Raw genomic sequence first — 19,346 nt, 5'->3', positions numbered from 1 at the left:
GGTGTCGGGTGATGCCTGCGCGGACCGTGTCGGGTGATGTCCTGCGCGCACGGCGTCGGGTGATGCCCGCGCGCACCGCGTTCGGCAGGGTGCCTAGGCCGCGCCCCGCAGGCGCGGCGCGTGGGCCGCCGCGTCCACCGGGTCGTCCGGACCGCGCTCCACCTCCGCCGCCAGGTCACGCGCCCACGCGACGACACCGGACAGATCCATGCCGTGCGGGCTTCCGCCCCCGCCCGCGCCGCGCGCCCACTCCTCGACCGCGCCCGCGCCGCGCCGCAGCAGCCGCGCCCCGCCCGTGGCGTTCCCGCGGGCCGCGTGCGTGAGCCCCACCGCGAGCTGGGCGAGCCCGCGCCACAGCTCACGCTCCTCCTCCGGCCCCGACTTCCAGGCGTCCTCGAACACCTCGTGCGCGTGGAACGGCTTGCCCTCGTCCAGCAGCCGCTGCGCCTCGGCGACACTCTCCTCCGGCCGCCGCACGACCCCCTCGGGCTGGCGGGGCACCCCCCGCGCCCCGTACGGCAGGGGCCGTCCGAGCCCGTCCCGGGGCCTGGCGTTGCGCGCCCGCCCCTCGCTGTCGCGGTCCCGCGCGGCGGGGGCCGTGTCTGCCGGTGTGCCGTCCGTGCTGCCCATGGGGCCGATTGTCGCGCGTGCGGGCCCGCTTCGGCGCGGCCGGGGGCGTGCGGTAAAGTGCTGTTCGCGCGATCACGCGGGTCACCGCGCGTGAGAGCACCGGGACGTGGCGCAGCTTGGTAGCGCACTTGACTGGGGGTCAAGGGGTCGCAGGTTCAAATCCTGTCGTCCCGACGGTGTGAAAGGCCCCGCGGGCTTCGGCCCGCGGGGCCTTCGCGTGCACACAGGACGTGCACACAGGAGGGGAGCAGCGGGCATGACCGCCGGGATCGACACCCCCGACCGCCGGGGCCGCACCGGACTCGACCGGGTCGGCCGGGACCTCACCGGCAACCCCCGGGTCAAGGTCCGGGACGTGAGACTGCTGTCCAGTCACTGGTACGTCGAGCGGACCACGGTCTTCGACTTCCAGCACGCCGACGGCACCTGGAGCACCCAGGAGCGCGAGACGCACGACCGGGGCAACGGCGCGACCATGCTCCTGTACGACACCGGACGCGAGACGGTGCTGCTCACCCGCCAGTTCCGCTTCCCCGTGTACGTCAACGGCCACCCCGACGGCATGCTGATCGAGACACCGGGCGGCCTGCTCGACGACGAGGACGAGCATCCGGAGATCGCCGTGCGGCGCGAGGTGGTCGAGGAGACCGGGCACACCATCGGCCCCGTCCAGCACGTCTTCGACGTCTACATGAGCCCCGGCTCCGTCACCGAGCGCGTCAGCTTCTACGCCGCCGAGTACGGCCCGTCGACCCGCACCCACGAGGGCGGGGGACTCGGTGAGGAGGGCGAGGACATCGAGATCCTCGAACTGCCCTTCCGGCGCGCCCTCGACATGATCGGCACCGAGATCAACGACGCGAAGACCATCATGCTGCTCCAGTGGGCGGCCCTGCGGGGACCCTTCGCGCAGCGCGCGTGACGGAGACGTCCGCGCCGATGGGTGGGACCGTGGAGAGGTAAGCGGACCTTCCGGAAGGGAGCCGTCGCCATGACCACCCACCCCGGCGCCCGAGCCCTGCGCGCCACCCCCGAGGGCCTGCTGTGGGAGCCCGCCGAGCGCTGGGTGCGCGGCCGCAAGGGCGACGTCACCGTCGTCGACAGCCGCCGCCCCGTGCTCGTCTGGGAGCCGGAGCTGCCCGTGCCCCAGTACGCGTTCCCGCGCGAGGACGTGCGCACCGATCTCCTGCGCCCCGCGGAGAGACCGCGCACGGGCCTGCACACCGGTTCCCGGATCTTCTACGACCTCGTGGTCGACGGTGACGTGCGCCCGAACGCGGCCTGGGTGTTCCCCGCCGACGACCTCGCCGGGCACATCGCCTTCGAGTGGTTCCTGCGGCCCGAGCGGGGGCTCGACCACTGGTACGAGGAGGACGAGGAGATCTTCGTCCACCCCCGGGACCCGCACTCACGGGTCGACGCGCTGCCCAGCAGCCGTCACGTCCGGGTCGAGATCGACGGCACCGTCGTCGCCGACACGCGCGCTCCGGTCGTGCTGTTCGAGACGTCGCTGCCGCCCCGCTACTACCTCCCGTCCGAGGACGTACGCCTGGACCTGTTCGAGCCCACCGACCACAGCAGCCGCTGCCCCTACAAGGGCATCGCCCGCTACTGGTCCCTGCGCGACGGCGCGGGCGTACCACCCGACATCCTGTGGAGCTACCCCGACCCGCTGCCGGCCGTGAGCGTGATCAAGGACCGGCTCGCCTTCTACAACGAGGTCGTCGACCTCACCGTGGACGGCGAGCGCCTGGAGCGGCCGGTGACGCCGTTCAGCGCCACGCTCACCCCCTGACCAGCAGCTGGAAGTCGAAGGCGTAGCGGGACGCCCGGTAGATGTGCATCCCGTACTCCACCGGGCGGCCCGTGTCGTCGTAGGCCGTGCGCTGCATGGTCAGCAGCGCCGCGCCCCGCTTCTCGTCGAGGCGGGCGGCCTCCCGTGCCGTGGCCGAGCGGGCGCCGACGGTCTGGCGGGCGCTGTGCAGGGTGATGCCGGCCGCGCGCATCATGCGGTACAGACCGGTCGCCTCCAGCCGGGCGCTGTCCGGGTCCAGCAGACCCGCCGGGAGGTAGTTGCACAGCAGGGCGACCGGCTGACCGTGGGCGCTGCGCAGGCGCTCCAGGAGGATCACCTCGCCGCCCTCGGCCACGCGCAGGGCGGCGGCGACCTCCGGCGCGGCCGGCACGGGCTCGTTGCGCACGACCCGCGTGGCCGGGGACTGCCCCGCCGCCTCCAGGTCGTCGTAGAGGCTGCTCAGCTCCAGCGGGCGTCTGACCTGGCTGTGCACCACCTGGGTGCCGACCCCGCGACGGCGGACCAGCAGGCCCTTGTCGACCAGCGACTGGATCGCCTGGCGCACGGTCGGCCGGGACAGGCCGAGGCGCACCGACAGGTCGACCTCGTTGCCCAGGAGGTCGCCCGGGGCGAGGACGCCCCGCTCGATCGCCGCCTCCAGCTGCTGGGCGAGCTGGTGGTACAGCGGCACCGGAGTGCCCCGGTCCAGGGCGAGGTCCAGCGCGCCGAGCGCGGATCCGGTCGCGGGACGTGCGGTGCGGCCGGTCCTCGCCATGGACGTACCTCCCCGGGAGCGCGCGGTCATGATCAGGACGACAGGTGGCGGCGGCGCGCGGCGACCTGGGCCTCGTACCGCTCGCGGGCCGCGACGGCGGACTCGCGCGCGGCCACCTCCGCCACCGGCACGTCCCACCAGGCCTCGGCCGGGGGAGCGGTCGGGGCCGGGTCGGTCTCGACGTACACACAGGTCGGACGGTCGCTGGTGCGCGCCTCGGCCAGCGCGTGCCGCAGCTCCCGCACGGTCTTGGCGCGCAGCACGTCCATGCCGAGGCTGGCCGCGTTGGCCGCGAGGTCCACCGGCAGCGGGGCGCCGGTGAACGTGCCGTCGGCGTCCCGGTGGCGGTAGGCGGTGCCGAAGCGTTCGCCGCCCACCGACTCGGACAGGCCGCCGATGGAGGCGTAGCCGTGGTTCTGGATCAGGACCACCTTGACCGGCAGGCGCTCCTGGACCGCGGTGACGATCTCCGTCGGCATCATCAGATACGTGCCGTCGCCGACCAGCGCCCACACGGGCGTGCCGGGCGCGGCCTGCTGCACACCGATCGCGGCCGGGATCTCGTAGCCCATGCACGAGTAGCCGTACTCCAGGTGGTACTGGCGCGGGCCGCGCGAGCGCCACAGCTTGTGCAGGTCGCCGGGGAGCGAACCGGCCGCGTTGATCACCACGTCGTCGTCGCCCACGATCGCGTCGAGCACGCCGAGCACCTGCGTCTGGGTCGGTACGGCGTGCTCGTCCGCCGCGCGGAAGGCGTCCTCGACGACCTGCTCCCAGCGCTCCTTCCCGGCCCGGTACTCGGCCTTGTAGGCCGCGTCCACCCGGTGTCCGGCCAGGGCCTGTGTCAGCTGCTCGAGGCCCGTGCGCGCGTCGCAGACCAGGGTGCGCGCCGCCAGCTTGTGCGCGTCGAAACCGGTGATGTTGAGGTTGAGGAACCGGACGTCCGGGTGCTGGAAGAGGGTGCCGGAGGCGGTGGTGAAGTCGGTGTAGCGGGTGCCCACGCCGATCACCAGGTCGGCGGTGCGGGCGAGGTCGTCGCTCACCGCGGTGCCGGTGTGCCCGATGCCGCCGAGGTCGGCGGGGTGGTCGTGGCGCAGGGAGCCCTTGCCGGCCTGGGTGGAGGCGACCGGGATGCCGGTGGCGTCGGCGAGCGCCCGCAGCGCCTCCTCGGCCTCGCTGTGGTGGACCCCGCCGCCCGCGATGATCAGCGGGCGCCGGGCGGACCGTACGGCGGTCACGGCGGCGCTCAGCTCCACCGGGTCCGGCGCCGGGCGGCGTACGTACCAGACGCGCTCGGCGAAGAACTCCTCCGGCCAGTCGTACGCCTCCGCCTGCACGTCCTGGGGGAGGGCGAGGGTCACCGCGCCGGTCTCCGCCGGGTCGGCGAGCACGCGCACGGCGTTCAGGGCCGAGGGGATCAGCGCCTCGGGGCGGGTGATCCGGTCGAAGTAGCGGGAGACCGGGCGCAGGGTGTCGTTGACCGACACGTCGGCCTCGACCGGGTGCTCCAGCTGCTGGAGCAGCGGGTCGGCGGCGTGCGAGGCGAAGTAGTCGCCGGGGAGCAGCAGGACGGGCAGGCGGTTGATGGTGGCGAGGGCGGCGCCGGTGACCAGGTTGGTCGCCCCGGGACCGATGGAGGTCGTCACGGCCTGTGCGGACAGCCGGTTCAGCTGGCGGGCGTGACCGACGGCCGCGTGCACCATCGACTGCTCGTTGCGGCCCTGGTGGTACGGCATGACCTCGGCGTACTCGACGAGCGCCTGCCCGATGCCCGCGACATTGCCGTGGCCGAAGATGCCCCAGGTGCCGGCGATCAGCCGGCGCCGCACGCCGTCGCGCTCGGTGTACTGGGCGGCGAGGAACCGCACCAGCGCCTGGGCGGTGGTCAGTCGGCGGGTGGCGGCGCTCATAGGGACCTCTCCGGTGCGGTGTAGAGGGGCAGTCGGGGGTCGACCGGCTGGTCCGGCCAGGTGTCGCGGATCCAGGCGTGGTCGGGGTGGTCGCAGATCAGCCAGGCGCGTTCGGCCTCGGGGCCCGCCATGACGTTGAGGTAGTACATGTGGTGGCCCGGCACGGCCATGGACGGCCCGTGCCAGCCGTTCGGGATGAGGACGACGTCGCCGTCGCGCACCTCGGCCAGCACGTCCGTCTCGCGGCCGGGGCCGGAGGGGGAGACCCGCTGGTAGCCGAGGCCGGGGATGCCGTCGTGGCCGGCGAACTCGAAGTAGTAGATCTCCTCCAGCACGGACTCCTCGCCGGGGCGGTGCTCGTCGTGCTTGTGGGGAGGGAACGACGACCAGTTGCCGCCCGGGGTGATCACCTCGACCGCGATCAGCTTGTCGCAGTCGAACACACCCGCCGCCCCGAAGTTGTTGACCTGCCGGGAGCAGGTGCCGGTGCCGCGCAGCTCCACGGGGACGGCGGAGGCCGGACCGTAGCGGGCGGGCAGCCGGCGGGTGCAGCGCGCGCCGGTGAGCGCGAACCGTCCGCCCGAGGCCGACGTCACGGTGGCGCGGGCGTCGCGCGGCAGGTAGGCGAAGTCGCTGACCCCGTCGAACACGCTCGCCCGGCCGGTGAGTTCGAAGGTGTCGTGGCCGAAGTCGTCCGCGCAGGTGACCGTGCAGCCTCCGGCCAGCGGGAGCACGATCCACTCGCTCTCGCCGGTGTCGAGGGTGTGGGTGCCGCCCGGCGGCAGCCGAAGGACGCGCAGACCGGAGTACTCCCAGCCGGCCGTCTCGGGGCTCACGTCGACGATGTAGGGGCCGGCGTGCGCCTTGCCCGCGGGAAGGTGATACGTCATGGGTTCCCTTTCGTCACGACGGGCGTCTCACAACAGGCCGACGGCGGTGTCCACCGCCTGCTCCACGCTGCCCTCGGCCGGGTAGAGCAGCGACCGGCCGACGACCAGGCCCCGGACGGTGGGCAGCCGCAGTGCCTTGCCCCACCGCTCGTAGGCGGCCTCCTGGTCGCCGACCTCGCCGCCGAGCAGGACGACGGGCAGCGTGGAGCTCTGCAGGACCTCGGCCATGTCGTCGGCGTGGTCGGTGACGGGCAGCTTCAGCCAGGTGTAGGCGGAGGTCCCGCCGAGGCCGGAGGCGATGGCGATGGAGCGGGTGACGGCCTCGGCCGACAGGTCGTTGCGGACCCGGCCGTCGACGCGGCGGGAGATGAACGGCTCGACGAACACCGGGAGCCGGCGCGCGGCCATGGCGTCGATGGCGCGGGCGGTCGACTCCAGCGTCGCCAGCGAGCCGGGGTCGTCGTAGTCGATGCGGACCAGCAGCTTGCCCGCGTCGAAGCCGAGCCGCTCGATGTCCTCGGCGCGGTGGCCGGTGAACCGGTCGTCCATCTCGAAGGCCGCGCCCGCCAGACCGCCCCGGTTCATCGACCCCATGACGACCTTGTCGTCCAGCACTCCGAGCAGCAGCAGGTCCTCCAGGATGTCGGCGGTGGCCAGCACCCCGTCGACACCGGGCCGGGACAGCGCGACGCACAGCCGCTCCAGCAGCTCGGCGCGGTTGGCCATGGCCAACGGCCGGCCGCCGACGCCGAGCGCGCCCCGGGCGGGGTGGTCGGCGGCCACGATCATCAGCCGCCCGCTGTCGCCGAGCAGCGGCCGGCGCACCCGGCGGGCGGCGGCCTCCGCGACGGCCTCGGGATGCCGGGCCCGCACCGAGGTGAGGTCGGAGATGCTGAGGTTCAAGGAAGGGCTCCGTTCAGGACTGGCTCGGCCGGTTCGCCGCACCCGGCGACGCGGCCCGCGCGAGGAGGTCCGCGATCTCGTCCTGCGTCGGCATGGCGGACGAGCAGGCGAGGCGGGAGGCGACGAGGGCACCGGCGGCGTTGGCGTGGCGCATGGTCTGCTCCAGGGACCGGCCGGACAGCAGGCCGTGGCACAGGGAGCCGCCGAAGGCGTCGCCCGCGCCGAGGCCGTTGACCACCTCGACGGGCACCGGCGGCACCTCGGCCCGGGTGCCGTCGCGGTGCACCGCGAGCACGCCCTTGGGCCCCTGTTTGACCACCGCCAGCTCCACACCGGCCGCCAGCAGCGCCTCGGCGCAGGCGGAGGGCTCACGCAGACCCGTGGCGATCTCGCACTCGTCGAGGTTGCCGACCGCGACCGTGGCGTGGCGCAGGGCCTCGCGGTAGTACGGGCGGGCCTGGTCGGGGTCGCGCCAGAACATCGGGCGCCAGTCGAGGTCGAAGACCGTGGTGCCCGCCTTCGCGCGGGCCGCCAGCGCGTCGAGCGTGGCGGAGCGGCTCGGCTCCTCGCTCAGACCGGTGCCGGTGATCCAGAAGATCCCGGCCGCGCGGATCGCGGCCAGGTCGAGTTCACGGGTGTGGATCTCCAGGTCGGGAGCCTTGGGCCGGCGGTAGAAGTACAGCGGGAAGTCGTCCGGCGGGAAGATCTCGCAGAAGGTGACCGGCGTCGGGTACGCGGCGACCGGGGTGACCCAGCGGTCGTCGACGCCGAAGTCCTTGAGGGCCTCGTGCAGATAGACGCCGAAGGGGTCGTCGCCGGTGCGGGTGATCACCGCGGCGGAGCGGCCGAGGCGGGCGGCGGCGACGGCGACGTTCGCGGCCGAGCCGCCGAGGAACTTCCCGAACGTCTCCACCTGCGACAGGGGCACACCGGTCTGCAGGGGATAAAGATCGACCCCGATGCGGCCCATGGTGATCAGGTCGAAATACTGTGGTGAGTCGGCCATTGAGCGACGCTCCTCGAGGCTCTTGGGGATGCGGGTCCCAGGGCGCCCTGCCACGGTGGGGGCGTGGTTCCGGGGACCTGCCGCCTCCCAGGTGTAGGTCTCGGAGGGCAGCGCTGTCAATAGTTTGTACTTACATTCGGACTAGCTCGTGAAATGATGTCTTAACAAAGTATTGACAGAGAACGCGGCAGGGGATTGGATCCGGTCCCAGCACGACAGCCGTTCTCCATGGCACACGACCCGGATCCCGAGGCTCCGGCCCGGCACTCCGGGATCCGCAGCCCCGCAGCTCCCGCAGCCCCCTCCCATTCCCCGCGTACCACAGTGAGGTGCAGGACAGATGGACCGCTCTTCTCACATTCGCTCCCGCAGAGTCGCGCCGTTCGTCGCCGTGGCCGCGGCAGCCGCCCTGACCCTCGCCGGCTGCTCCAGCAGCTCCGGAGGCAAGAAGGCCGAGGAGGGCGGAGCCGACGCCTCGGCGGGCAAGGCGAACACGCCCCGGATGACGGTCGCCCTGGTCACGCACCAGGCGCCGGGCGACACCTTCTGGGACATCGTCCGCAAGGGCGCCGAGGCCGCAGCCGCCAAGGACAACATCAAACTCGTCTACTCCGCCGACCCGAACGCGGGCAACCAGGCCAACCTGGTGCAGAACGCCATCGACCAGAAGGTCGACGGCATCGCCGTCACCCTCGCCAAGCCCGACGCGCTCAAGGGCGTCATCGGCAAGGCGGAGGCCGCGGGCATACCCGTCGTCGGCCTCAACTCCGGGCTGAGCGACTGGAAGGACCTCGGCCTGCTGGAGTTCTTCGGCCAGGACGAGTCCGTCGCGGGCGAGGCGTTCGGCAAGAAGCTCAACGAGGTCGGCGCGAAGAACGCCGTCTGTGTCATCCACGAGCAGGGCAACGTCGGCCTCACCCAGCGCTGCGACGGCGTGAAGAAGACCTTCGAGGGCACGACCGAGATCCTCAACGTCAACGGCACCGACATGCCCTCGGTGAAGTCGACGATCACCGCCAAGCTGAAGCAGAACTCCGACATCGACTACGTCGTCACCCTCGGTGCCCCCTTCGCGCCGACCGCGGTGCAGTCGGTGGGCGACGCCGGAAGCGAGGCGAAGGTCGCCACGTTCGACCTGAACAAGCAGCTGACCTCGGCGATCAAGGACGGCGAGATCCAGTTCGCCGTCGACCAGCAGCCCTACCTCCAGGGCTACCTCGCCGTCGACGGCCTGTGGCTCTACAAGAACAACGGCAACTACAGCGGCGGCGGTGAGCAGCCGGTGCTGACCGGCCCGGCGTTCGTCGACAAGTCCAACGTCGACGCGATCTCGGAGTTCGCCGCGAAGGGCACTCGGTGATGAGCATGACGCGACAGGCTGAGCCGGCGGTGACCACACCGCCGGCCCCCGGCCCGAAGCAGACGGACGGCCGGACCGCGCGGCGCTCGCCGGCGCTGCGGCTCCTCGCCCGGCCCGAGGTCGGTGTGTTCCTCGGCGCGGTGGCCGTCCTGGTGTTCTTCCTGTTCGCCGCGCCGCCGGTACGCGACGGCAGCTCGATGGCGAACATCCTGTACCAGTCGTCGACCATCGGGATCATGGCGCTGCCCGTGGCCCTGCTGATGATCGGCGGCGAGTTCGACCTGTCGGCCGGTGTCGCGGTGATCACCTCGGCGCTGACCGCGAGCATGCTGAGCTACCAGCTCACCCTGAACGTGTGGGTCGGCGTGATCGTCGCCCTCGCGGTCTCGCTCGGCATCGGGCTGTTCAACGGCTGGATGCTGATCAAGACGGGCCTGCCCAGCTTCCTCGTCACCCTCGGCACCTTCCTGATCCTGCAAGGCGTCAACCTCGCCGTCACCAAACTGGTCACCGGCAACGTCGCCACCGACAGCATCAGCGACATGGACGGCTTCGACCAGGCCAAGGCGATCTTCGCCTCCAGCTTCGACGTCGCCGGCGTCCAGGTGAAGATCACCGTCGTGTGGTGGCTGGTCTTCGCCGCCCTCGCCACCTGGGTGCTGCTGCGCACCAAGTACGGCAACTGGATCTTCGCGGTGGGCGGCAACAAGGAGTCCGCCCGCGCGGTCGGCGTCCCCGTCACCTTCACCAAGATCTCGCTGTTCATGCTGGTCGGCTTCGGCGCCTGGTTCGTCGGCATGCACAACCTGTTCTCCTTCAACACCGTGCAGTCCGGCGAGGGCGTCGGACAGGAGCTGATCTACATCGCCGCGGCCGTCATCGGCGGCTGTCTGCTCACCGGCGGCGCCGGCTCGGCGATCGGCCCCGTCTTCGGCGCCTTCATGTTCGGCATGGTGCAGCAGGGCATCGTCTACGCCGGCTGGAACCCCGACTGGTTCAAGGCCTTCCTCGGCGTGATGCTGCTCGGCGCCGTCCTCATCAATCTGTGGGTCCAGCGCACGGCGACCCGGAGGTGACCGCAATGACCGACAAGACCACCGGCACCCACGGCGCCGTCCTGAAGGACACCGCACCCGACGGCGACCGCCCCCTGGTCGAACTGCGCGGCGCAGGCAAGTCCTACGGCAACATCCGCGCCCTGCACGGCGTCGACCTCACCGTCCACCCCGGCAGGGTGACCTGCGTCCTCGGCGACAACGGCGCCGGAAAATCCACCCTCATCAAGATCGTCTCGGGGCTGCACCAGCACACCGAGGGCGAGTTCCTCGTCGACGGCGAGGCGGTGCGCTTCTCCACCCCGCGCGAGGCCCTCGACCGGGGCATCGCCACCGTCTACCAGGACCTCGCCGTCGTCCCCCTGATGCCGGTGTGGCGCAACTTCTTCCTCGGCTCCGAGATGACCAAGGGCCCCTGGCCCGTGCGCCGCCTCGACATCGAGCGGATGAAGCGGACCGCCGACGAGGAACTGCGCAACATGGGCATCGTCCTGGACGACATGGAGCAGCCCATCGGCACGCTCTCCGGCGGCCAGCGCCAGTGCGTCGCCATCGCCCGCGCCGTCTACTTCGGCGCCCGCGTCCTCATCCTCGACGAGCCGACCGCCGCCCTCGGCGTCAAGCAGTCCGGAGTGGTCCTGAAGTACATCGCCATGGCCCGCGACCGCGGCCTCGGCGTCATCTTCATCACCCACAACCCGCACCACGCCTACATGGTCGGCGACCACTTCAGCGTGCTGCGCCTGGGCACCATGGAACTGTCCGCCGACCGCAGCGAGGTCAGCCTCGAGGAGCTGACCAACCACATGGCGGGCGGCGCCGAACTCGCCGCGCTCAAGCACGAACTCGCCCAGGTCCGCGGCGTCGACGTCGAGGAGCTCCCCGAGGAGGCGGACCTCCAGGCCCCCGCGGCCGCATCCCCGGAAGGAAGGTCCTGACATGGCCCTCGCGCTCGACCGCATCCGGGTCGGCTCCGCCCCCGACTCCTGGGGCGTCTGGTTCCCCGACGACCCCCGGCAGGTGCCCTGGCAGCGGTTCCTCGACGAGGTCGCCGAGGCCGGCTACTCCTGGATCGAACTCGGCCCCTACGGCTACCTCCCCACCGACCCGGCCCGCCTCACCGACGAGGTGACCAAGCGGAATCTCAAGGTGTCCGCGGGCACCATCTTCTGCGGACTGCACCGGGGCCCCTCCGAGTGGGACTCCACCTGGGAACAGGTCAGCCGCGTCGCCGCGCTCACCCAGGCCATGGGCGCGCGGCACCTCGTCGTCATCCCCTCCTTCTGGCGCGACGACAAGACCGCCGAGATCCTCGAACCCCCGGAGCTCACCACCGAACAGTGGGGCCACCTCACCCGGGGCATGGAACGCCTCGGCCACGAGGTACGGGAGAAGTACGGCCTGGACATCGTCGTCCACCCGCACGCCGACACCCACATCGACACCGAGGAACACGTCGAGCGCTTCCTGGACTCCACCGACTCCGACCTGGTCAGCCTCTGCCTGGACACTGGCCACTACGCCTACTGCGGCGGCGACAGCGTCAAGCTGATCGAGACCTACGGCGAGCGCATCGGCTACCTGCACCTCAAGCAGGTCGACCCGGACATCCTCGCCGACGTCGTGAAGAACGAGATCCCGTTCGGGCCCGCCGTCCAGCGCGGCGTGATGTGCGAACCGCCCGCCGGCGTACCGGAGCTGGGTCCGGTCCTCACCGCCGCCCAGAAGCTGGGCGTGGACCTGTTCGCCATCGTCGAGCAGGACATGTACCCCTGCGAGCCGGACAAGCCGCTGCCGATCGCGGTGCGCACCCGCAGGTTCCTCCGCTCGTGCGGCGCCTGACGACCAGAGAGGGCACCACGCCATGAACCGCCGCGAGCCCCTGGGCATCGCCGTCATCGGCACCGGCCGCATGGGCGCCGACCACGTGCGCCGCATCGACCGCGTCATCAGCGGCGCCCGGGTCGCCGCCGTGGCCGACATCGACGCCGAGCGTGCCAAGACCGTGGCCGCGAGCATCGACGGCTGCACCGCCCACACCGACCCGGCCGCCGCGATGGCGGCGGCCGACGTCGACGCCGTCCTCATCGCCTCCCCCGGGCCGGCCCACGAGGCCGCGCTGCTCGCCGCGTTCGAGCGCGACCTGCCCGTGCTGTGCGAGAAGCCGCTCACCCCCGACGCGGCCTCGGCGCTGCGCGTCCTGGAAGCCGAACAGGCCCTCGGCCACCGCCGCGTCCAGGTCGGCTTCATGCGCCGCTACGACGCCGAGTACGTGAAGCTGAAGGCCCTGCTCACCACGGGGCAGCTGGGCCGCCCCCTGATGCTGCACAACCGCCACCGCAACGTGGCCAGCCCGCCCTTCTTCACCAGCTCCATGCTCATCAGCGACTCCGTCGCCCACGAGGTCGACGCCACCCGCTGGCTCCTCGGCCACGAGATCACCGCGGTCACCGTCCTGCGCCCCACCCCGTCGGGCGGCGCCCCGGAGGGCCTGAGCGACCCGCAGTTCGTCGTCCTGGAGACCGACGGCGGCGCGATCTCCGACGTCGAGATCTTCGTCAACTGCGGCTTCGGCTATCAGGTCCAGGCCGAGCTGGTCTGCGAACGCGGCACCGCCCGCATCGGCGACGGTCACGCCCTGATCACCCACATGGCCGGCCGCTGGGGCGGCACCGTCGCCCAGGACTGGACCGAACGCTTCGCCCAGGCCTACGACGACGAGCTCCAGGCGTGGGTGGACAGCACCCGCCGCGGCGAGGTCACCGGCCCGAGCACCTGGGACGGCTACGCGGCGGCCGCGGTGTGCGAGGCCGGGATGCGGGCGCTGGAGGAGGGCGGCCGGGTGGAGGTCGAACTCATCGCGAAACCACCCCTCTACCGCTGACACGACAGGAAACGGGCCCGCCCCCTGCGAAGGGGGCGGGCCCGTTCACGCGGTGCTCACGCCTGCCGTACCTCCTCGATCGTCACGGGCCGGTGCTTGCGCAGCGACAGCGTGCACGCCTCCGCGATCCAGCCCGCCTCCAGCGCGTCCGCCACCGTGCACGGCGAGGGCCGGGTCCCGACCACGACCTCGGTGAACGCGGTGAGTTCGGCGCGGTAGGCCGCGGTGAAGCGGTCCATGAAGAAGTCGTGCGGCGTACCGGCGGGGAAGCCCACCCCCGGCTCCACCGACCTGAGCGGCAGCTTGTCCTCCAGACCGACCGCGACGGAGTCCTCGAACCCGTGGATCTCCATGCGCACGTCGTAACCCCGGCCGTTGTGCCGGGAGTTGGACACCACCGCGATCGTCCCGTCGTCCAAGGTGAGCACGGCACCGGTGGTGTCCGCGTCGCCCGCGGCCGCGATGTAGTCGGCCCCCCGGTTGCCGCCGACCGCGTACACCTCGGTCACCTCACGGCCCGTCACCCAGCGGATGATGTCGAAGTCGTGCACCGAACAGTCCCGGAAGATGCCCCCGGAGGCGGCGATGTAGGCGGCGGGCGGGGGAGCGGGATCCAGGGTGGTCGAGCGCACGGTGTGCACCGTGCCCAGCTCCCCGCCCCGCACGGCGGCCCGCGCGGCGACGAACCCGGCGTCGAAGCGCCGGTTGAAACCGATCTGCACCGGCACGTCCCGCCCCGCGACCGCCTCGAGCACGTCGACGCCCTCGCTCATGGTCCTCGCGACGGGCTTCTCGCAGAAGACGGGCACCCCGGCCTCGACCCCGGCCAGGATCAGCGCGGGATGGGCGTCGGTGGCGGCGGCGACGACGATGCCGTCCACGCCGGCGGCGAGCAGCGCCTCGGGCGAGTCCACGACGTCCGCCCCGAACCGCTCGGCGGCGGCCTTGGCGGCCTCCGCGAACGGATCACTGACAACAAGCGAGTCGACGACGTCGAGCCGGGAGAGGGTCTCGGCATGAAAGGCACCGATACGACCGACCCCGAGAATTCCGATGCGCATAATGAGCCTTGCTCCTTGAACTAGGGGTGACTTCAGCGCCCCGACAGGGGCGCGGGGAACTGCGCGACCAGCCACAACACACCCGCACTCGACCGGCGACCACACGTGGCAACTCCTCAGTCGAGACCGCCCAGGACGTTCTGATCCCAATCGATCACGGACCCGGTCACCACCCCGGACCGCTCCGACAGCAAGAACACCACAAACTCGGCAATCTCCTCAGGCTGCCCCAACTTCCCCATCGGCAACCTGGCGGCAGCCACCTCGCGCCAGTCGTCCCCCGCCCCGTGGAACGCCCGCTGCGTCGCGTCCTCCCCCTCCGTCGCGGTCCAGCCGATGTTCAGGCCGTTGATCCGGATCCGGTCCCACCGGTGGGCGTGCGCCGCGTTCCGGGTGAGGCCCATGAGCCCCGCCTTCGCGGCGACGTACGGCGCCAGGAAAGGCTGCCCGCCGTGCGCGGACGAGGTGATGATGTTGACGACGGTGCCCGGCTCCTCGCGCCGCACCATGTCCGCGACGGCCGCCTGCATGGCGAAGAACGGCGCCTTCAGATTGATGGCGATGTGCTGGTCGAACAGCTCCGGCGTGGTGTCCAGCAGCGTGCCCCGCGACGTCAGCCCGGCGGAGTTCACCAGGCAGTCCACCCGGCCGTACGCCCGCACCACCTCCGCGACGGCCGTCCTCGCCTGCTCGGCGTCCGCCAGGTCGGCGCGCACGAACATCGCCTTGCCGCCCGCGGCGGCCAGCTCGCCCACCAGGGCCTCACCGGGCTCGGGCCGCCGTCCCGTGACGGCGACGACCGCCCCCTCGCGTACGGCGGCCCGGGCGATCGCGGCGCCCACACCCTGGGTGCCGCCGTTGACCAGGGCGATCCTGTCGTCGAGAAGTCCCACGAAATCCCTCAGCTCTCTCGCCGTTCGGCACCGGCCCGCAGCTCCGCCCGGAGTGCCTCCGGCGTCCGTTCCTCACGCAGGGCCCGCCGTACGAGGTCCGCCTGCGAGGGCGGGGCCAGACCGTCGACCGGCGGGTCGTTGTCGAGGTTGGTGGGGAAGGGGTAGCCCTCGGCGCTCGCCGCGACCACGTTCTCCAGCCACCGCTCACCGACCCCTTCGGCCCTGCGCTTGAGCAGCACCGGATAGACCGCGTTCACCACGGCCTCCCGGTCCACCGTCTCCATGGCCCGCCCGAACGCCGAGGACACCTGGAGCAGGTTGGCCATGCGCCGGATGTCCGCGGAGCGGTTGGCCCCGGCCGCGTGGAACAGGGCGGGATTGAAGAACACCGCGTCGCCCTTGGCGAGCGGGAGCTGCACATGGTGCTCGTCGAAGTACGCGCGGAACTCCGGGCGCCGCCAGGCGAGATACCCGGGCTCGTACTTCTGCGAGTGCGGCAGATACAACGTCGGTCCCGACTCGACGGGCATGTCGCAGTGCGCGACCGCGCCCTGCAGGGTGAGCACGGGCGAGAGGCGGTGCACGTGCGGTGGATACGCGGCAGCCGCCTCGTCGCTCAGGAACCCCAGGTGGTAGTCGCGATGCGGGCTCTGCGCCGCGCCGCCCGGGTTGACCACGTTGATCTGCGAGGTGATCTGGTAGCCGGGGCCCAGCCAGGCGGAGGACACCAGCGCGACGACGTCGTTGGCGTAGTAGTCGGCGAACGCCTCCGGGTCGTGCAGGGCCGCCTTCTCCAGCGCGTTCCACACGCGGTCGTTGGCGCCCGGCACGGCGAAGTGGTCACCGGCCGTCGCGCCCGATGCGCGCTGCTCGGCGATCAGGGCGTCGAACACGGCTGTCGCCCGGTCGACCACGGCCGGGTCGGGGAACGCGCCCCGCACCACCACGATGCCGGGCCCGTCGGCGAGGGCGGCCACCAGCTCGGCCCGGATCTCCCGCCGGTCCGTGCCGGCCAGGCGATCGGCGTCGTAGAGGAGCACCCCGTCCCGCACGGCTGAGGCGTGCGGATGGGCCGTGGGGTCGGTCGGCTGCTCGACCAGCGCGCGGAAGGCGTCCAGGTCAGGGGAGAAGGACATCCTCGTCCTTTCAGGTCACGGAGCGACTCGGCTCTGCCATTCTTGTCAGTACAAACCCCTCGAACAACCATCAGCGATCCATCAAAAACCCCTCAGGAGCCGAGATGGGCCACCCCTTCCCGATCCGGGAGATCGCACGTCAGGCAGGGCTGAGCGAGGCCACCGTCGACCGCGTGCTCAACGGCAGGGGCGGGGTGCGGGAGAGCACCGCGCAGGAGGTGCACCGGGCGATCGCCGACCTCGACCGGCAGCGCACCCAGGTCCGCCTCGTCGGCCGCACGTTCATGGTGGACATCGTGATGCAGTCGCCCGAGCGGTTCTCCACCGCCGTACGGGCGGCGCTGGAGGCCGAACTGCCGTCCCTGCACCCGGCGGTGGTCCGCTCCCGCTTCCACTTCCGCGAGACGGGTCCCGCGGCGGAACTGATCGCCACCCTCGACCGGATCGGCCGGCGCGGTTCGCAGGGAGTGATCCTCAAGGCGCCGGACGTCCCCGAGGTCACCGCGGCCGTGGGGCGTCTCGCGGCGGCCGGCATCCCCGTGGTGACCCTGGTGACCGATCTGCCCGCGAGCGCCCGGATCGGCCATGTCGGCAGCGACAACCGCGCGGCGGGCGCGACCGCCGCGTACCTCATGGGCCAGTGGCTCGGCGACCGTCCCGCCCATGTGCTCACCAGCCTCAGCAGCGGCTTCTTCCGCAACGAGGAGGAGCGCGAGATGGGCTTCCGCAGCGCCATGCGCGCCCGGCACCCCGAGCACACCCTGGTCGAGATCGCCGAGGGGCAGGGCCTCGACGCCACGCAGTACGACCTCGTACGCGCCGCCCTGGACCGCGACCCGCAGATCCGCGCCGTCTACTCGATCGGCGGCGGCAACGTCGCCACCCTCAGGGCCTTCGAGGACGCCGGCCGGGAGTGCTCGGTGTACATCGCGCACGACCTCGACCACGACAACACCCGGCTGCTGCGCGAGCACCGGCTGTCCGCCGTGCTCCATCACGACCTGCGCCACGACCTGCGCGAGGCCTGCCACATCGTGATGCGCGCCCACGGCGCCCTGCCGCCCGCCGGGCCGACCCTGCCCTCCGCGATCCAGGTGGTGACGCCGTACAACATGCCGCCGCAGACGATGACGGGCTGACGTCGTGTCATCGGGCGGTGGCCGGCCGGTGCTGCCTACCGTCGTGCGCATGAGCAAACGCACCGCGGAAGGCGGGCCCGAGCGGCTGGTGACGCTCGCCGACGGCGTCTTCGCCATCGCCATCACCCTGCTCGTCCTGGACCTCTCCGTGCCGCCGGGACTGAACTCCGGGCAGTACCACGAAGCCCTGCGCGAACTGCTGCCCAACCTGGGCGCCTACGCGATCAGCCTGTTCGTGCTGGCCGGCTTCTGGCGCGACCACCGCATGCTGTTCCACGCCGTCCGGCAGGTGGACGCCCAGGTGATCTCCCTGACCCTCCTCGGTCTGGGCCTCGCGGCACTGGTGCCCTTCCCCACCGTCCTGGTCTCGGAGTACGGCCACCAACGCCTCTCGGTCGTCATCTACTCGGCGGCGGTCGCGGCACTCGGCGCCGTCCACCTCGCTCTCCTGCTCCTCATCACCCGGCGCCCCTGGCTCTACGGGGACGGGGAGCCGCGGCGGGACGTGACGACCTCCGCGCTGGACATGGGCTCCACGGTGGTGGTGTTCCTCGTGACCATTCCGTTGGCCCTGTTCATGGGGTCCGCGGCCATGTGGTGGTGGCTCGTGCTGATCCCCGTCAAGGTGTGGCTGGGCCGGCGTGCGGAATCGGCCCGCTGACGGTCATGCCCCTTCCACGCTCACCCAGCCGCCGCCCTCGGCCGAGCGTGCCATCGCGTCCAGTACGGCCGCACTGCGCACGGCGTCGGCGAGAGTGGCACCGTGCGGGACGCCCTCGGCGACGGAGCGCAGGAAGCGGTACGCCTCGATGACCTTCAGGTCGTCATAGCCCATGGCATTGGCCGCACCCGGCTGGAACGCGCCGAACTCGCCGTCGCCCGGACCGACGTACACCGTGCTCACCGGCTGGTCCTGGTACGACGTGCCGCGGCTGACGCCCAGTTCGTTCATGCGGCGGAAGTCCCAGAAGACCGCGCCCTTCGTGCCGTGCACCTCGAAGCCGTAGTTGTTCTGCTCGCCCACCGAGACCCGGCACGCCTCCAGCACGCCCCGCGCACCGGAGGCGAAACGGAGCAGGCAGTTCACGTAGTCCTCGTTCTCCACCGGCCCGAGCTCGCCGCCCGCCGCGCGGGAGTGACCGGCCGTGGCGCCCACGGGCCGGGCCCGCTCGGGCAGGAAGACGGCGGTGTCCGCGACCAGGGCGGCGATGTCACCGAGCAGGAACCGGGCCAGGTCCGCGCCGTGCGAGGCCAGATCGCCGAGCACCCCGCTGCCGCCGCGCTCGCGCTCGTACCGCCAGGTCAGCGCGCCCTCGGGGTGGGCGGCGTAGTCGCTGAACAGCCGGAAGCGGACGTGGGTGACCCGGCCGATCTCGCCCGAGGCGATCAGATCGCGGGCCGCCTCCACGGCCGGCGCGTTGCGGTAGTTGAAACCGACCGCGCCCTGGACGCCCGCCTTCGCGACGGCGTCCGCGACCGCGCGGGCGTCCTGCGGGCTCAGTCCCACCGGCTTCTCGATCCAGATGTGTTTCCCGGCCTCGGCCATGGCGACGCCGATCTCCCGGTGCAGGAAGTTCGGCGCGGTGACGCTGACCGCCCGCACCCGCGGATCGGCGGCCACCGCCCGCCAGTCGCGGGTCGTCGAGGTGAACCCGAACTGGGCGGCGGCCTCCTCGGCCCGCCCCGGCACCTCCTCGGCGACGGTCACGAGTTCCGGGCGCACGGCGAGCTGCGGATAGTGGTGCCGCACACGTGCGTACGCCTGCGTGTGCACTCGCCCCATCCAGCCGAATCCGACGACGGCGACACCGAGCGTCTCCATGAGCAGCGCCCCTCTTTGGACCGTTCCATATGCTGTCCAGGCCACCCTGAGGGCCTTCCTGTGAGGGTGTCAAGCCTTTGACAACCC

19 protein-coding genes and 1 tRNA gene are annotated in these 19,346 nt (G+C 72.0%); 10 read left to right on the top strand and 10 right to left on the bottom strand.

Annotation, left to right across the window (positions count from 1 at the left end; all coding sequences use genetic code 11):
- Nucleotides 1-93: 93 nt before the first annotated feature.
- Nucleotides 94-630, bottom strand: a complete 537-nt coding sequence (locus AB0412_RS12470; protein ID WP_366402503.1) for a DUF309 domain-containing protein — start codon at nt 628-630, stop codon at nt 94-96.
- Between the two features lie 100 nt (nt 631-730).
- Between AB0412_RS12470 and AB0412_RS12465 the strand changes: the two genes are divergently transcribed.
- From AB0412_RS12465 to AB0412_RS12455, 3 genes are all read left to right on the top strand, one after another.
- Nucleotides 731-804, top strand: a tRNA-Pro gene (locus AB0412_RS12465).
- An 82-nt stretch (nt 805-886) separates the two neighbouring features.
- Nucleotides 887-1,552, top strand: a complete 666-nt coding sequence (locus AB0412_RS12460; RefSeq protein ID WP_366402502.1) for an NUDIX domain-containing protein — start codon at nt 887-889, stop codon at nt 1,550-1,552.
- A gap of 69 nt (nt 1,553-1,621) precedes the next feature.
- On the top strand, nt 1,622-2,425 hold the full coding sequence (locus AB0412_RS12455) for a DUF427 domain-containing protein (RefSeq protein WP_366402501.1): 804 nt from the start codon (nt 1,622-1,624) through the stop codon (nt 2,423-2,425).
- Here AB0412_RS12455 and AB0412_RS12450 read toward each other — a convergent pair.
- From AB0412_RS12450 to iolC, 5 genes are read right to left on the bottom strand one after another with little or no spacing between them, the layout of a single operon-like run.
- Nucleotides 2,415-3,200 (bottom strand): GntR family transcriptional regulator, encoded by a 786-nt coding sequence (locus tag AB0412_RS12450; protein WP_366402500.1) that lies wholly within the window; start codon nt 3,198-3,200, stop codon nt 2,415-2,417. The two genes, AB0412_RS12455 and AB0412_RS12450, sit on opposite strands and share 11 nt — an antisense overlap.
- Nucleotides 3,201-3,232: 32 nt before the next feature.
- Nucleotides 3,233-5,110, bottom strand: coding sequence for a 3D-(3,5/4)-trihydroxycyclohexane-1,2-dione acylhydrolase (decyclizing) (gene iolD / locus AB0412_RS12445; protein WP_366402499.1), 1,878 nt, complete (start codon nt 5,108-5,110; stop codon nt 3,233-3,235).
- On the bottom strand, nt 5,107-6,000 hold the full coding sequence (gene iolB / locus AB0412_RS12440; protein WP_366402498.1) for a 5-deoxy-glucuronate isomerase: 894 nt from the start codon (nt 5,998-6,000) through the stop codon (nt 5,107-5,109). Before iolB ends, iolD begins: the two co-directional genes overlap by 4 nt.
- A gap of 27 nt (nt 6,001-6,027) precedes the next feature.
- Nucleotides 6,028-6,903: a deoxyribose-phosphate aldolase gene (locus AB0412_RS12435; RefSeq protein ID WP_366402497.1), complete on the bottom strand. Its 876-nt coding sequence runs from the start codon at nt 6,901-6,903 to the stop codon at nt 6,028-6,030.
- A 13-nt stretch (nt 6,904-6,916) separates the two neighbouring features.
- Nucleotides 6,917-7,909 carry a 5-dehydro-2-deoxygluconokinase gene (gene iolC / locus AB0412_RS12430; protein WP_366402496.1) on the bottom strand — a complete coding sequence of 331 codons (993 nt, stop codon included), beginning with the start codon at nt 7,907-7,909 and terminating at the stop codon, nt 6,917-6,919.
- A 340-nt stretch (nt 7,910-8,249) separates the two neighbouring features.
- On the opposite strand from iolC, the gene AB0412_RS12425 reads away from it, so the two are divergent.
- The 5 genes from AB0412_RS12425 to AB0412_RS12405 are packed head-to-tail and all read left to right on the top strand — an operon-like array spanning nt 8,250 to nt 13,208.
- Nucleotides 8,250-9,269 carry a sugar ABC transporter substrate-binding protein gene (locus tag AB0412_RS12425; protein ID WP_366402495.1) on the top strand — a complete coding sequence of 340 codons (1,020 nt, stop codon included), beginning with the start codon at nt 8,250-8,252 and terminating at the stop codon, nt 9,267-9,269.
- Nucleotides 9,269-10,345 carry an ABC transporter permease gene (locus AB0412_RS12420; RefSeq protein ID WP_366402494.1) on the top strand — a complete coding sequence of 359 codons (1,077 nt, stop codon included), beginning with the start codon at nt 9,269-9,271 and terminating at the stop codon, nt 10,343-10,345. Before AB0412_RS12425 ends, AB0412_RS12420 begins: the two co-directional genes overlap by 1 nt.
- Nucleotides 10,346-10,350: 5 nt before the next feature.
- Entirely contained in the window at nt 10,351-11,262 is a 912-nt protein-coding gene (locus tag AB0412_RS12415) for an ATP-binding cassette domain-containing protein (protein WP_366402493.1), read from the top strand.
- A gap of 1 nt (nt 11,263) precedes the next feature.
- Nucleotides 11,264-12,166 carry a sugar phosphate isomerase/epimerase gene (locus tag AB0412_RS12410; RefSeq protein WP_366402492.1) on the top strand — a complete coding sequence of 301 codons (903 nt, stop codon included), beginning with the start codon at nt 11,264-11,266 and terminating at the stop codon, nt 12,164-12,166.
- A 22-nt stretch (nt 12,167-12,188) separates the two neighbouring features.
- Nucleotides 12,189-13,208: a Gfo/Idh/MocA family oxidoreductase gene (locus tag AB0412_RS12405; protein ID WP_366402491.1), complete on the top strand. Its 1,020-nt coding sequence runs from the start codon at nt 12,189-12,191 to the stop codon at nt 13,206-13,208.
- A gap of 56 nt (nt 13,209-13,264) precedes the next feature.
- Here AB0412_RS12405 and AB0412_RS12400 read toward each other — a convergent pair whose 3' ends face one another.
- The 3 genes from AB0412_RS12400 to AB0412_RS12390 all read right to left on the bottom strand — a co-directional run bounded on the left by AB0412_RS12400 (nt 13,265) and on the right by AB0412_RS12390 (nt 16,298).
- Nucleotides 13,265-14,269 (bottom strand): Gfo/Idh/MocA family oxidoreductase, encoded by a 1,005-nt coding sequence (locus AB0412_RS12400; protein ID WP_366402490.1) that lies wholly within the window; start codon nt 14,267-14,269, stop codon nt 13,265-13,267.
- Between the two features lie 116 nt (nt 14,270-14,385).
- A complete protein-coding gene (locus AB0412_RS12395) occupies nt 14,386-15,162 on the bottom strand; it encodes an SDR family oxidoreductase (RefSeq protein WP_366402489.1) in 777 nt (258 codons plus the stop codon).
- A gap of 8 nt (nt 15,163-15,170) precedes the next feature.
- On the bottom strand, nt 15,171-16,298 hold the full coding sequence (locus AB0412_RS12390; protein ID WP_366402488.1) for a phytanoyl-CoA dioxygenase family protein: 1,128 nt from the start codon (nt 16,296-16,298) through the stop codon (nt 15,171-15,173).
- Nucleotides 16,299-16,402: 104 nt separating this feature from the next.
- Between AB0412_RS12390 and AB0412_RS12385 the strand changes: the two genes are divergently transcribed.
- A complete protein-coding gene (locus AB0412_RS12385) occupies nt 16,403-17,437 on the top strand; it encodes a LacI family DNA-binding transcriptional regulator (protein WP_366402487.1) in 1,035 nt (344 codons plus the stop codon).
- 49 nt (nt 17,438-17,486) lie between these two features.
- Nucleotides 17,487-18,098 carry a TMEM175 family protein gene (locus tag AB0412_RS12380; RefSeq protein WP_366402486.1) on the top strand — a complete coding sequence of 204 codons (612 nt, stop codon included), beginning with the start codon at nt 17,487-17,489 and terminating at the stop codon, nt 18,096-18,098.
- Between the two features lie 3 nt (nt 18,099-18,101).
- Here AB0412_RS12380 and AB0412_RS12375 read toward each other — a convergent pair whose 3' ends face one another.
- Nucleotides 18,102-19,259 (bottom strand): Gfo/Idh/MocA family oxidoreductase, encoded by a 1,158-nt coding sequence (locus tag AB0412_RS12375; RefSeq protein ID WP_366402485.1) that lies wholly within the window; start codon nt 19,257-19,259, stop codon nt 18,102-18,104.
- Nucleotides 19,260-19,346: the final 87 nt, after the last annotated feature.

The organism is Streptomyces sp. NPDC052012 (genome assembly GCF_040689265.1).
Taxonomy (GTDB): domain Bacteria; phylum Actinomycetota; class Actinomycetes; order Streptomycetales; family Streptomycetaceae; genus Streptomyces.
Note: the sequence above shows the minus strand (reverse complement) of the source record. Positions and strands in the feature narration are given on the sequence as shown.

Bases quoted from the DNA above. Each gene is read 5' to 3' on its own strand.
- AB0412_RS12470 (WP_366402503.1), bottom strand. From the start codon at position 630: ATGGGCAGCACGGACGGCACACCGGCAGACACGGCCCCCGCCGCGCGG.
- AB0412_RS12460 (WP_366402502.1), top strand. From the start codon at position 887: ATGACCGCCGGGATCGACACCCCCGACCGCCGGGGCCGCACCGGACTC.
- AB0412_RS12455 (WP_366402501.1), top strand. From the start codon at position 1,622: ATGACCACCCACCCCGGCGCCCGAGCCCTGCGCGCCACCCCCGAGGGC.
- AB0412_RS12450 (WP_366402500.1), bottom strand. From the start codon at position 3,200: ATGGCGAGGACCGGCCGCACCGCACGTCCCGCGACCGGATCCGCGCTC.
- iolD (WP_366402499.1), bottom strand. From the start codon at position 5,110: ATGAGCGCCGCCACCCGCCGACTGACCACCGCCCAGGCGCTGGTGCGG.
- iolB (WP_366402498.1), bottom strand. From the start codon at position 6,000: ATGACGTATCACCTTCCCGCGGGCAAGGCGCACGCCGGCCCCTACATC.
- iolC (WP_366402496.1), bottom strand. From the start codon at position 7,909: ATGGCCGACTCACCACAGTATTTCGACCTGATCACCATGGGCCGCATC.
- AB0412_RS12425 (WP_366402495.1), top strand. From the start codon at position 8,250: ATGGACCGCTCTTCTCACATTCGCTCCCGCAGAGTCGCGCCGTTCGTC.
- AB0412_RS12420 (WP_366402494.1), top strand. From the start codon at position 9,269: ATGAGCATGACGCGACAGGCTGAGCCGGCGGTGACCACACCGCCGGCC.
- AB0412_RS12415 (WP_366402493.1), top strand. From the start codon at position 10,351: ATGACCGACAAGACCACCGGCACCCACGGCGCCGTCCTGAAGGACACC.
- AB0412_RS12410 (WP_366402492.1), top strand. From the start codon at position 11,264: ATGGCCCTCGCGCTCGACCGCATCCGGGTCGGCTCCGCCCCCGACTCC.
- AB0412_RS12405 (WP_366402491.1), top strand. From the start codon at position 12,189: ATGAACCGCCGCGAGCCCCTGGGCATCGCCGTCATCGGCACCGGCCGC.
- AB0412_RS12400 (WP_366402490.1), bottom strand. From the start codon at position 14,269: ATGCGCATCGGAATTCTCGGGGTCGGTCGTATCGGTGCCTTTCATGCC.
- AB0412_RS12390 (WP_366402488.1), bottom strand. From the start codon at position 16,298: ATGTCCTTCTCCCCTGACCTGGACGCCTTCCGCGCGCTGGTCGAGCAG.
- AB0412_RS12385 (WP_366402487.1), top strand. From the start codon at position 16,403: ATGGGCCACCCCTTCCCGATCCGGGAGATCGCACGTCAGGCAGGGCTG.
- AB0412_RS12380 (WP_366402486.1), top strand. From the start codon at position 17,487: ATGAGCAAACGCACCGCGGAAGGCGGGCCCGAGCGGCTGGTGACGCTC.
- AB0412_RS12375 (WP_366402485.1), bottom strand. From the start codon at position 19,259: ATGGAGACGCTCGGTGTCGCCGTCGTCGGATTCGGCTGGATGGGGCGA.